The sequence below is a fragment of the Vibrio sinaloensis genome (assembly GCF_023195835.1).
GTDB classification, from domain to species: Bacteria; Pseudomonadota; Gammaproteobacteria; order Enterobacterales; family Vibrionaceae; genus Vibrio; species Vibrio sinaloensis_C.
Window position 1 is genome coordinate 149,932 of the sequence record NZ_CP096200.1, and the last position, 12,377, is coordinate 162,308.

The 12,377-nt window shown below is 46.1% G+C and carries 11 protein-coding genes; 4 read left to right on the forward strand and 7 right to left on the reverse strand.

Annotated elements, in window-relative coordinates; genetic code table 11:
* Positions 1 to 3 precede the first annotated feature (3 nt).
* Positions 4 to 606: a beta-phosphoglucomutase family hydrolase gene (locus MTO69_RS14315; RefSeq protein ID WP_248335078.1), complete on the reverse strand. Its 603-nt coding sequence runs from the start codon at positions 604 to 606 to the stop codon at positions 4 to 6.
* Between the two features lie 157 nt (positions 607 to 763).
* On the opposite strand from MTO69_RS14315, the gene MTO69_RS14320 reads away from it, so the two are divergent.
* The gene (locus tag MTO69_RS14320; RefSeq protein ID WP_248335079.1) at positions 764 to 2,524 is read left to right on the forward strand and encodes a methyl-accepting chemotaxis protein; all 1,761 of its coding nucleotides are present in this window, start codon (positions 764 to 766) and stop codon (positions 2,522 to 2,524) included.
* Between the two features lie 115 nt (positions 2,525 to 2,639).
* Here the strand turns inward: MTO69_RS14320 and MTO69_RS14325 are convergent, their stop codons facing one another.
* The gene (locus tag MTO69_RS14325) at positions 2,640 to 3,200 is read right to left on the reverse strand and encodes a GNAT family N-acetyltransferase (protein ID WP_248335080.1); all 561 of its coding nucleotides are present in this window, start codon (positions 3,198 to 3,200) and stop codon (positions 2,640 to 2,642) included.
* A 270-nt stretch (positions 3,201 to 3,470) separates the two neighbouring features.
* On the opposite strand from MTO69_RS14325, the gene MTO69_RS14330 reads away from it, so the two are divergent.
* Entirely contained in the window at positions 3,471 to 4,598 is a 1,128-nt protein-coding gene (locus MTO69_RS14330; RefSeq protein WP_248335081.1) for an acyl-CoA desaturase, read from the forward strand.
* 53 nt (positions 4,599 to 4,651) lie between these two features.
* Here the strand turns inward: MTO69_RS14330 and MTO69_RS14335 are convergent, their stop codons facing one another.
* The 3 genes from MTO69_RS14335 to MTO69_RS14345 are packed head-to-tail and all read right to left on the reverse strand — an operon-like array spanning position 4,652 to position 7,099.
* Entirely contained in the window at positions 4,652 to 5,170 is a 519-nt protein-coding gene (locus MTO69_RS14335) for a GNAT family N-acetyltransferase (protein ID WP_248335082.1), read from the reverse strand.
* Positions 5,171 to 5,227: 57 nt separating this feature from the next.
* Positions 5,228 to 6,487 (reverse strand): DEAD/DEAH box helicase, encoded by a 1,260-nt coding sequence (locus MTO69_RS14340; RefSeq protein WP_248335083.1) that lies wholly within the window; start codon positions 6,485 to 6,487, stop codon positions 5,228 to 5,230.
* Between the two features lie 33 nt (positions 6,488 to 6,520).
* The gene (locus MTO69_RS14345; protein WP_248335084.1) at positions 6,521 to 7,099 is read right to left on the reverse strand and encodes an ACP phosphodiesterase; all 579 of its coding nucleotides are present in this window, start codon (positions 7,097 to 7,099) and stop codon (positions 6,521 to 6,523) included.
* A 568-nt stretch (positions 7,100 to 7,667) separates the two neighbouring features.
* On the opposite strand from MTO69_RS14345, the gene MTO69_RS14350 reads away from it, so the two are divergent.
* Both MTO69_RS14350 and msrB read left to right on the forward strand, forming a co-directional pair.
* Positions 7,668 to 8,870, forward strand: a complete 1,203-nt coding sequence (locus MTO69_RS14350) for an aromatic amino acid transport family protein (protein WP_248335085.1) — start codon at positions 7,668 to 7,670, stop codon at positions 8,868 to 8,870.
* Positions 8,871 to 9,018: 148 nt separating this feature from the next.
* Positions 9,019 to 10,152, forward strand: coding sequence for a peptide-methionine (R)-S-oxide reductase MsrB (gene msrB / locus MTO69_RS14355; protein WP_248335086.1), 1,134 nt, complete (start codon positions 9,019 to 9,021; stop codon positions 10,150 to 10,152).
* A 70-nt stretch (positions 10,153 to 10,222) separates the two neighbouring features.
* Here msrB and dbpA read toward each other — a convergent pair whose 3' ends face one another.
* Positions 10,223 to 11,599, reverse strand: coding sequence for an ATP-dependent RNA helicase DbpA (dbpA, locus tag MTO69_RS14360; protein WP_248335087.1), 1,377 nt, complete (start codon positions 11,597 to 11,599; stop codon positions 10,223 to 10,225).
* Between the two features lie 108 nt (positions 11,600 to 11,707).
* A complete protein-coding gene (folE, locus tag MTO69_RS14365) occupies positions 11,708 to 12,361 on the reverse strand; it encodes a GTP cyclohydrolase I FolE (RefSeq protein WP_248335088.1) in 654 nt (217 codons plus the stop codon).
* Positions 12,362 to 12,377: the final 16 nt, after the last annotated feature.

Below are 12,377 nucleotides of genomic sequence, written 5' to 3' on the forward strand. Positions count from 1 at the left end.
TTTTCATTTTGAGTACGGGTAAAACACCAGTTCGCCATTATCGACTAAGAAGCAGTCCATTTTTGCCGCATGAGCAGCCTGCAGACCGAGCGCGGTATCTTCAAATACCACACAATCTTGCGCCTTCATCCCCATCTTTTCAGCCGCTTGCAAAAAAGTATCAGGATTAGGTTTGTGCTTCTCTACGTCGGTTGCCGTCACTACGGTGTCCATATGTTGCAGCAGGTTAGTCATGGTCAGCAAGCGCAGCGCGCTTTGTCGTTGACTTCCTGTTCCCACTGCCATCTTCTTTTTGCCAATAAAGTGTTCAACAATTTGCAACGTGCATTCAATCGGCTCTCCCGGTTGCTCAATTGATGCAAACGTGTCCATTTTGTAGCGCGAAACCTCATCAGGCTCTAAACTCAGGCCGTATTGACTGTTCACTTCGGCCACTATCTTATAACTCGGCATACCACCGAGACTATGTAACCACTGCCGACTAAAAGGAAAGCCAAAATGCGCTGCGGTCGCCTCCCAAGCGTGTAAGTGCGCTGGCATGGTGTCAATAAGAGTGCCATCCATATCAAATATTAATGCGTGATACTTGTCGATTCGTTCCAACATTTTTGTCTCTTTATCGCCTGAACTCACTAAATGGCATACATTTAAACGTGAGGTGGCTGGATGTAATTGATATATCTGTAATTAGCAACTACCATCAAATTGATACTAATAAGCTGATACTAACAAACCATGCGCTGTAATAACTTAAGGTAATCTCATGAATATCAAGAATAAACTTTATTCATTGGGTGTTGTATCCATTTTTGGGGTTGTCGCTGTACTTTTCGCAACCGCACATTTTGCCCAAACCACTGCTCAACTCAATCAAGCGACACTACTCGTCGCCAAGCTCGAAATTCGCCTACTTAATCTACGGCGCAATGAAAAGGATTTCTTGCTACGTAAAGACACCAAATATCTCGATACGTTTAACAAGAATATGCAAACTTTCCTTGATCTGGAAAAAGAGCTCGCCGTAATCCTAAAAGATTACCAACTCCCTTCTAGTCAGCAGCTTAGGGTCGATATTGTTAACTATCAAAAAGGGTTCAATCAACTAGTAAAAGCTTTCCAGCAACTAGGGTTGAATGATGAGAGTAACCTTATCGGCGCATACAACAAAGAGTTAGACCTCATTCGCCCGACTTTGACTAGTGACCAATTAGTACAATTGGCTGATTTTAATGAAAATATTCTGAAAGGCGATTTTCAGTCAGAGCTTCTGCCACCAGATTCCGCAGCACTGCTTAAAGCAGCCTCTGCTTACGTCAATCAAGCCAAAGTGGTCGGTCTCAAGTACAACCAAGGTTTACTTGGTGATACTCGCGGCTTATCCCACACTGTCGAGGAGCAGTTCAAATCTTTCGCAGCAACGTTAGCAGAACAAACCCAAAGCTCCCGCGAGCAACTGAACACGCTCAAGCTTGTGGTTACAGCTATCGTGGTTCTAGTCATTTTTGGTTTTATCTTCCAAATTTCTCGTTCTATCAACCAACAAGTGGCTAACCTGCTGCACGCGATACAAGAAATCGCCCGTACCAACAACGTCTCGTTGCGCGCAAAATTAACCAGAAAAGATGAGCTGTCGGTTATTGGTAACTTCTTCAACGAGCTACTCGATAAGTTCGAAGATCTGATCTCGGGCTCTCAAACCAAGTCTCGTGAGTTGACACACAGCACTTCAAGCATGCACAACGAACTACAAAATGTTATCGAGCAGTTCCATGTTCAAGCTGACCACACCGGCACCATGGCAACCTCTGTGCAAGAAATGGTGCTTACCATTAACGAAATTTCAGAGAGTACTGCTGTGGCGGTAGAGGGCGTTCAACAAGCGTCTGTAAACGCCAAAAATGGTCGTAAAGTCGTTGATTCTACTGTTAACAACATCGACCAGCTGTCATCAATCTTAGGTAGCAGCCAAGCATCTATCAGTTCACTCAACAACCATGTAGATAAAATTGGTGATGCGGTAAACATCATTCAAGAAATCGCCGAACAAACAAACTTACTCGCACTCAACGCCGCCATTGAGGCAGCGCGTGCTGGTGAGCAAGGCCGTGGTTTCGCAGTGGTTGCCGATGAGGTGCGCGCTCTGGCGAGTCGCACACACCAATCGACAGAAGAGATCACAAAAGTGGTGTCTGCTATTCAAAGCCAGATGGCAGAAGTGGTGACCAATATCGATCAATGTAACGAGCAAGGGGTTCAAACGCTAGAAGCTTCACGCACTCTCGATAGCAGCCTAAGCCAAATCATTACCGATATGGAAACCATACAAGCCAATTCTGAACGTATTGCTTCCGCAATTGAAGAGCAAGGCATCGTGATGAATCAGGTCAGCGAATCAATTACCGAGCTAAATTCTATCTCGGAAGGCAACATGAGTTCAGCCAAACAGTGTCTGAGTGAAGTGGACCGCGTTTCTGCTCAAGCTGCCGAGATGGACAGCGCGGTCGCTCAGTTCAAAACATCTTAACTGGGACTAAATTAAAAACGCCCCGCACGTAACGTGGGGGCGTTTTTAGTGGTGACCAGCGATGGCGCTCAACAATCAACCATCGAAGCTGTTTACGACGATAAGGTTATTTATATCAACCCGTTACAGGCTCTAAGTTAGTGTGCGGCAATACGCAATCTAACAAATCTTGGCCAGACTTCCACGTATACACTAGTTCGGGCACTTGATGGCCACAAGGCGCATTCCAAAGACGCTCCTCAAGACACTCTCCGCCTATATAGCGATAAAAATCGACCGCCTGTTTGTTGTCTTTCATTACCTCTAGATAAACACCATTGTCTGGGAAATACTGGGCGATCCATTTGGCCATTTCGGCCAACAGCCTCACTCCCACACCCTTGCCGCGATAAGCAGGATCAACGTGCAAGGCATCGATCATGGTGCCTTTCTCAAAATCATGATTACCGAACGCACAGACGAATCCACATAACAGCCCTCCCTCTTCGAGAAGAACGACATGTTGATTAAAAGGAGGGTTGATCAGACGGGTTTGCCAAATAGCACTGCGCTCTTCATCGACTTCTTGTTGCAAAAACTCTGAGCCTAGAATGCCTTGGTAAAACATCTTCCAACTCTGAGCATGCAAAGTCGCAATACGCTGATAGTCGCTATATTCAGCTAACTTTAATTCCATTTATAGTTCCTTATTACTTCCTGTAAGGATTATTTAACCCCTTCATACTATAAAACATTTAACAAAAAGCCAAACATTCTAGAGCAATCTGTCAAATTCATCGAATTTTTATGCATATAAGCGAGTACTAATCATCCTATGTTACCTCTAGTTACAAACAGGGTTCCTATCCCACGTGATCGACACCAATAATGAATAGAAATTAGTTTGACTTACACGTGTACGCTGATATTCTGGCGCACAAGTGTTAGCTGAAAGGAAGTCATCACCATGTCGGATTCTCACAAGCCCCCTCTGATTTGGTTAAATATCGTAATCTTTTTGTCATCATTCTTAACGGCAGTGCTGGTTGTTCCTTGGTATGGAGTCCATTACGGATACGGCCTAGAGCACATGTTCTGGTTTTTGATTTGTTTCTCTTTTTGTAATCTTTCGATTACGGCGGGATATCATCGCCTGTGGTCGCACAAAACCTATCAAGCTCATTGGTCTCTGCGTTGGCTATTCGCCTTGGGTGGCGCTTTCGCACTACAAAACAGTGCTTTGCATTGGAGTTCTGACCATCGCATTCACCATAAGCACGTAGACAATAATGACAAAGACCCCTATTCAGCCAAGCGCGGCTTTTGGTTTTCGCACATAGGCTGGATGCTGCGTGAATACAACGCCAATCAATATTCGGACTACAGCAATTGTCGTGATCTACAAAAAGACCGCATCGTGATGTGGCAACACAAATACTACGTGGTGCTAGCATTGGTCATGAACCTTGGCGTACCTATCGCGCTAGGGCTCATCTACGGGGATATATGGGGAATGCTGTTGATCGTCGGTGTATTGCGCCTAGTGCTCAGTCACCACTCAACCTTCTTTATTAACTCGTTGGCTCACATTTGGGGTTCGCAGCCTTATACTGACAAAAACACCGCTCGCGACAATGCCGTGCTTGCAGTGTTTACTTTCGGCGAGGGCTACCACAATTACCACCACATTTTCGAAAATGACTATCGCAACGGTATTTATTGGTGGCAATACGACCCTACCAAGTGGTTGATTAAAAGCTGCTCATGGCTAGGTTTGACCTCGAAACTCAGAATCACTCCCAAGCTCAAAATAGAGAAAGCGCGAGCAAAACAGGCGCTTATTACCGCAACAAATAGAGTCCACCAGCTCCCCAATGCTAGGGCAATCAATGACGCACTTAATAGAGAGTTTGAGCAACTGGTTGGTAAAATGTCTGACTACTATGAGGTGAAAAAGCAAATGTTGGAAGCGACGCGCAACGGCTTGGTAGAAAAGTATGAGCGTAGCTTGTTAAAAATGCGATATCAGCAAATCAAACATGACCTAGCCCAGCAACGTAAGAGTTGGGACAACCTCATCGCCCAATATTCGTGACGCCACTCATACAAAACGGAAGCCAAGTGCTTCCGTTTTTTATAGCTGTGCTGTCAGCGTTTTCCCTCACCAAGCTTAAGTCGATATTCATAGCAATTAATCGGCTGACCATGCAGTTGTGCGAAGTTATCAACGCGTTTGGTAAAGACAAAGCCACTTGCCTGTAACACCTTCTGCGACGCAAGGTTTGTGGTTTGTGCATAGGCATAGAGCTGAGAAATGTTGTGGTTTGTTAGTAGAGATGGAACTTGCCCTACCGCCCACTTGGCGACGCCTTGATTGACTGACGATTGGCCAACTCGATACCCAAGGTGTGCATTGCAACTGTTACTACTCATATTAGTAACATTGACTCGACCGATGATCTCTCCCTGAGCGGTCTTGATTAGCAGCGGCAACATCTCACCACAGTGATAGTCGAGCAAAAATTCGCGAATATGCTGTTGAACACCAGACAAAGTGTAGAAACCGACTTCGCGCGGCGGAATAAAGCGCTCAAACCACGCTCTATTTTCTAGTTCGAACTTGAGTAGCTCAGCAGCATCTTTTAAGTTGAGTAACGCCAGTTTCACTAGTTAGTCCTTTATCAGTAAAACAAAAGGCTCATACCAATGATATGAGCCTGTCGACTATTTTTTCTTGCCGCGATTCGCGTGGATTTTAAGCTTCGCTTTCATTTTGCGTTTCTCCGCACCTCTGCCTTTCCTTCGCGGCGTTTTGTCTGGCTCAACATCTTCAACCAAACTAGGCTCAAAGCCCGCTAGCCATTCTTGCGGTAGTTTGGCATCAAGCAGCCGCTCTATTGCCTCAAGCAGATACTCTTCATCTCGGCTCATTAGCGACACCGCATAGCCTGGCTGACCTGCTCGGCCCGTGCGACCTATGCGATGGATATAATCTTCAGCCTTATAGGGCATGTCATAATTCACCACCTGCTCGAGTTGCTGGATGTCTAAACCGCGCGCCGCCACATCGGTCGCAATGAGCGCTCTCACCTGCCCCGACTTGAAATCATCGAGCGCTTTTTGACGTGCACCCTGGCTTTTGTCCCCATTTATTGACACTGCCTTGATTCCATCGAGCTTCAGCTCTTTGGCTAACGCATCGCTGCCTTGTTTGGTTTTGGTAAATACTAATACCTGCTGCCAGTTGCGTGAGCCAATCAAGTAAGCAAGCAGTTCAGCTTTGCGTTTTTTGTCCACTGGGTGAACCATCTGTTTCACCGTTTCTGCTGCGCTATTGGACGGACTCACTTGTATTTCAACGGGCTGCTGCAACATTTTATAGGCAATGTTCTTGATCCGCGTGTCAAACGTAGCAGAAAAGAACAAGGCTTGCCTATCCGGATTGCAATTCTTAAGGATTCGTTTTAGATCAGGCATGAACCCCATGTCTAACATGCGGTCTGCCTCGTCGAGAACTAAATGGCATGTCTTTTTCAGGTTCAGATTTTTGCAATAGAGGTGGTCCAATAAACGGCCTGGTGTGGCAATCAAGATATCGCATCCGTTGGCTAGATTGCGAGTCTGAACATTCATACTGGTTCCACCATACGCGGTCACGATATGCAAATCGCTACTGCCTGAGTACTGCTTAATACTGTCGAACACTTGTTGTGCAAGCTCACGAGTTGGCACTAACACCAGCGCAGTAACGTCATTGCTTTGCAAGTCTCTGTGTACAGGTTGGTCTAACATCCGCTGTAAGATCGGTAGTCCAAAAGCGGCGGTCTTCCCTGTCCCTGTTTGCGCTCCAGCCAACACATCACTGCCCTCTAACACGTGAGGAATTGCTTGACGTTGAATGTCTGTCGGTTGCGTAAAGCCGAGAGAGTCAAGCGTCGTGACCAGTGTTGGACCGAGTCCAAGTAGAGAAAATGGTGATGACATGAAGGATTACCTGTAGTGACGAGGGCGACGATTCTAACAGAAACTTTTGCTGGCGTTTAGTACCTGAGGGTAGAAGCGACTAAACACCTCAGTTAAGCGTGATTGATGGCGCTCTAAATAGGCAAAACAGTCAGCCAGCGGCGCCATTCTCGGCGAGCGCTGCGACATTCGCTCAAGGGCATAGCCAATATTGTCTAGGTGCTGATACGACTCCAACCATCGCCCTTGTTGCATCGCACTATGAACTTGAACAAAACGGGGCGGAAGCGCCAATTGCATATCCTTGGCCACTCGTCGATGCGCAGCACAACTAAATGACGACAACGACTGCGGGTGATAGTCACTGAAATGAGCGGCGAGACAGTGATCCCAGAACATATCGAGTGCAATCGGAGCATAACGTCTGGTTCCATTGGCAAATAGCGCTTTTACACACTTCACCTCACTATGCTGATCAGTGTAAGAGTCAACAAAGCGATGCAGTCTCACGCCTTTAGCGATGGCTTCTGGGTAGTGTGGCTCTGGCGCTCCTTTGACAAAATCGCCCAATAAGTTGCCGAGTAAATTGGACTGACAATGATCAGCGATATGCAGATGAGCAAGGAAGTTCATAGTGAAATAGCAGTCAATTCAAACCTTAATAAAAGCACAAAGCCAGCGCTTTTGCACTGGCTTACCTTGGGACGCTGTATAGCGTCAGTACTGAAATGAATAATAACTACTTAAAAATATCTTCCGCGAGTTCTTCTATAGACTGATCATAATCAGACAACTCGAAGCCAACCTCCATCGCATCAAGTAGCTCAAGACATTCTTCGTTTCTTGTTTGGTCACTCATTGGGACCTCCTTTATAAAACACGATATAGACTCAGTAAGTCCATGACTTACTATGCGGGCCCATGCTTCCTTTTTAAACCACTTATATGACAGTTTTTTGAAAGCGCAAAGTAAAATCTGTTGGCGCTTTGATTTGACTCTCATGCAAACGTTTGGTTTATCGACCCGCACAAAGTTAGTAAACTTTAATGTACACTAGTGGTAAATAATATGTACATCAGCCTTGAAATTCCTCATTTAGTTCTGCACAATGCCGACATTGCTAGTTATCTCATCCAAAAATTGGTTAATAGCTAGCAGCTCACTCGATATACAGCACACAAATGTAAAGAATTAGATACAATGAACAATTCAAAGGTATTAGGTAGTACTTTGATCATTGCTGGCACCACCATAGGTGCCGGTATGTTGGCACTCCCTTTGGCATCGGCCGGAATCGGATTTACCACCTCACTATTGATTATGCTTGGGCTATGGGCTTTGATGGCCTATACCGCTCTACTTATGATAGAAGTGCACCAACATGCCGATCACAGCGCGACTCTGCATACATTGGCCAATCAATTTCTTGGCAAAAAAGGCAAGTGGCTGGCAAGTTTTGCCATGCTATTTCTGTTTTACGCACTTTGCGCTGCCTATATCGCTGGGGGCGGTGCCCAGTTTGCCGAGCGTGTCAGTACGCTGCTAGATCTAGAAATTTCTCCCACCAATGCCACGCTGTTGTTCACCTTGATTGTTGCATCTGTCGTAACAATTGGTACAGCGACGGTAGATAGAGTGAACCGCGTTCTATTTGGTTTAAAGATCATCGCGATGGCTACCGTACTCGTTTTTCTCGCACCTAATGTCACCGAATCGTACTTACTCAGTATGCCGGTCGAACAAGGTTTAGTGATCGCCGCGATTCCTGTTATTTTCACATCGTTTGGTTTTCATGGCAGTATCCCGGCCATCGTTAACTATTTAGACGGACATACCCCATCGCTGCGTAAAGCGATTGTGATCGGCTCTTCTATTCCTTTGATTGTTTACATCTTCTGGCAATTGGTCACTCTTGGCGTTGTCAATCAGTCAACACTGTTACAGAATCAAGGATTGAGCGCGCTGATTTCCACCTTAGCCACCACCGTTCATCAATCCAACTTGGGCCAGACAATCGGGGTGTTTGCCGATTTAGCGCTGTTGACCTCTTTCCTCGGTGTCAGCCTTGGCCTATTTGAGTTCCTTGGTGATAGCCTAAAACAACGCGGCGCCAGCAGCTCGCGTGTCAGCGTTGGCTTAGTGACGTTCTTGCCGCCAATGGGTTTCGCTCTGTTCTACCCCGAGGGCTTCATTACCGCCTTGGGCTATGCCGCCATCGCATTGGTGGTATTAGCTATCTTTTTGCCGATTATGATGGTCAAAAAAGCCAGAAGCATGTCGCCTCAAACAGGGTATCAAGTCGCTGGAGGCAACCTCGCGCTGACTCTCGGGACAGTTGTCGGCATTGTCATCGTGACGACCCAAGTGTTTATTACCCTTGGCCTGCTGCCGTCATTAGGTTAAGTAAAGCAAACACCACAAGGCGCTCTCGAAGCGCCTTTTTTGATCTTTTATCTCTGCTTCACAATAAAAACTATTATTGATGCGTAATTTTTTTCGCCGTCGACCGTTCTAATAAGTCGATAACAAAAAAACAATCGATGAGGTTGAAATGAAAGTGAAGTTACAGTTTGCCCTACCCCTAGTCGCAGCATTGGCTGTTGTGGTTTCTTTTTTCGGTGTCGCAGACAATCACATGGTTAAGCCCAATAGCACAAGCCAAGAAGTCGCGACACTGGCCGGAGGCTGCTTCTGGTGTACAGAGTCGGATCTTGAGAAATTACCCGGTGTCATTGATGTTGTCTCTGGGTATTCCGGTGGCAAACTTGAGAATCCCACCTACAAACAAGTTTCCTCAGGAAAAACCAATCATATCGAAGTGGTCAAAGTGACCTTCGATCCCAACAGCGTTACCTACGAGCAAGTATTGGATCAGTTCTTTCGTCATATAGACCCTACCGATGATAAAGGCTCCTTTGTCGACCGCGGAGCGCATTATCGTCCTGCTATCTTTTATCACAACGCTGAACAACAGCAGATTGCCGAAAACTTTATCTATGAAATCGACCAATTGGGTATTTTTCGCAAGCCGCTCAAAACTGAGTTGATTCAGTTTGATAAGTTTTGGCCTGCAGAGGACTATCATCAAGACTACTACAAACGCAATAAAGTCCGTTATAACTACTATCGCTACGCCTCTGGGCGAGACCAGTATTTAGATGAGATATTCGGAGAGGATCGCAATGATAATCCGGTTACCTTGCGCAGCATGATTGACCAGCAGAAAAAAGCGCAAAGTGTGAAACCTTATTCTAAACCTTCCAAACAGGAGATCCGCGCGAAACTTACCGATCTCCAGTACTATGTTACTCAGGAAGAAGGGACAGAACGTGCATTTGATAACACCTATTGGGACAACAAACAGCCTGGTATTTATGTCGATATCGTATCCGGTGAACCCTTGTTTTCGTCTACGGATAAATACAAATCCGGCACAGGTTGGCCGAGCTTTACTAAGCCGATTAATGAAGGTTACATTGTCACTAAAACCGACTACCACTTGATTTATCCCCGCACTGAAGTGCGTAGTCGCTTTGCTGACTCTCACCTCGGACATGTGTTCAAAGATGGCCCCGCGCCTACGGGTTTGCGCTATTGTATGAACTCAGCCGCAATGCGCTTTATTCCGCAGAGCGATATGCTGGCTCAGGGATACGGTGACTATCTATACCTATTTGAGCAATAACCCACAGTTTCTCCATGCGCTTAGTAAAAAGCCAACTCAAATGAGTTGGCTTTGTTATCTAAGTTACAAATCAGCGCATCACGCGAGCTTTAAAGTTACGCCCTTTCATTTTACCCGTTTGTAGCTGTTTCAGTGCAGGTTTGACTATCTCATGTTCAACTGCGACATAAGACACCATAGCCAAAATGTTAATCTTGCCAATTTTTTTGCCATCCAGTCCCGCTTGTTTGGTTAGGGCACCAAGAATGTCTCCTGCACGTACCTTTTGCTTTTTACCACCTAAAATTTGAATGGTCTGCATTTTTGGGTAGAAAGGACGTTCAATCGGCTTTTCCGGTAACTGAACTGGAGAAATAGCGATGTCCATATACTCGTCAATGCGCGCAACACGGTAAGCCTCTTTTTCACTAAAGAAGCTGAATGCGATCCCTTTTGAACCAGCGCGACCAGTACGACCAATGCGGTGCACGTGTACCTCTGGGTCGCGCGATAACTCAAAGTTGAATACCGCATCCAAGTTATCCACATCTAAGCCGCGCGCAGCCACATCGGTTGCGACCAGAACAGAGATACTCTTGTTAGCGAACATCGTCAGCGCCTGTTCACGCTCACGTTGTTCCATATCACCATGAAGCTCGACTACACTGAAACCACGGTGACTGAGTTCATCTGCCACATTTTGGACTTCTTTCTTGGTGTTACAAAACACAACTGAAGACTCAGGTTTGTGGGTCAGTAACAGTGTTTCTAACGCATCATCACGCTCTTCGGTGGTATTTAGCTGGTAAAAGCGTTGTTCAATAGTGGTTTTCTCATGGGTCGACTCGACTTTAACCATCTCCGGATTAACCATCACTTTAGCGGCAAGTGATTCAATGTTATTAGGGAAAGTCGCACTGAACAGAAGTGTCTGGCGTTTTGTTGGCGCTGCTCCGATGATCGTATCGATCGCATCTTCAAAGCCCATATCAAGCATACGATCCGCTTCATCAAGGACCAGCGTATTCAGTTCATCGAGGCTAATGCGCCCTTTTGACATATGATCAAGGATACGACCTGGTGTACCGACCAAAATATGCGCGCCATGCTCCAACGAACCAATTTGTGGTCCCATCGGCATACCACCACACAGAGTCAGTACTTTGATGTTGTGAATACCACGTGCCAAAGTACGAATCTCTTTCGCAACTTGATCCGCCAGCTCTCGAGTTGGACATAGAACAAGTGTCTGAACGCGAAAGCGTTTTACATTGAGGTTACTCAGCAAACCGAGCGAGAAAGTCGCCGTCTTGCCGGAGCCAGTTTTACCCTGACCAATCACATCTTTGCCACTAAGCACCATAGGTAGTGCCTGTTGTTGAATCGGCGTCATCTCGGTATAGCCTAAACTATCTAGGGTTTCTAGCAGTTCAGGTTGCAGGCTAAGCGTTTTAAATGAAGTTGTCACAGTTTTATCCTTTAAGGATGGCTGAAAGAGTCAATCTCCCAGCGATAAAAAGTAAAAACCGCTTCGAAATAGAAGCGGTTTTGAATTCGTTGCATCGACTCTGCTCGCCTAGCGAATTCCGTGCAGGAACTCATGGCGTGTTGCCGGGTTCGATTTAAAAATGCCACCTAGTGCTGTAGTAGTGGTTTCACTGGTTGCATCCATCACCCCACGCGATTTCACGCAGTAGTGAGTCGCATCGATGGTCACGGCCACATCGTCAGACTCTAGCAGTGTTTGCAGCGCCACTAAAATCTGTTGGGTCATGCGCTCTTGCACCTGTGGACGCTGGGCAAAAAAGCGAACAATTCGGTTAATCTTCGACAAACCGATAATCTTGCCACGCGGGATGTAGGCAACCGCAGCGCGACCATCAATGGTCACCAAGTGGTGCTCACAAGTGCTGGTCACGGTAATGTCTTTAACGCGAACCATCTCACTGACATTCATCTTATTTTCAATGACAGTGATTTTGGGGAAGTTGGCGTAATCAAGCCCAGAGAAAATTTCGTCGACATACATCTTAGCAATACGATGCGGTGTCTCTTCTAGGCTGTCGTCGGTAAGGTCAAGTTCTAATAGAGAGAGAATTTCACGCATATGATGCTGAATTTTTTCTTTTTTCTCCTCTCGACTATACGAGTTAGGCGCCATAGGCGTCTCTAATCCTCGGCGTTCTAGCGCATCTTTGACCAACTTTGCGGATTCGCTAAGACCTGACATTCCACTTCCTCACATT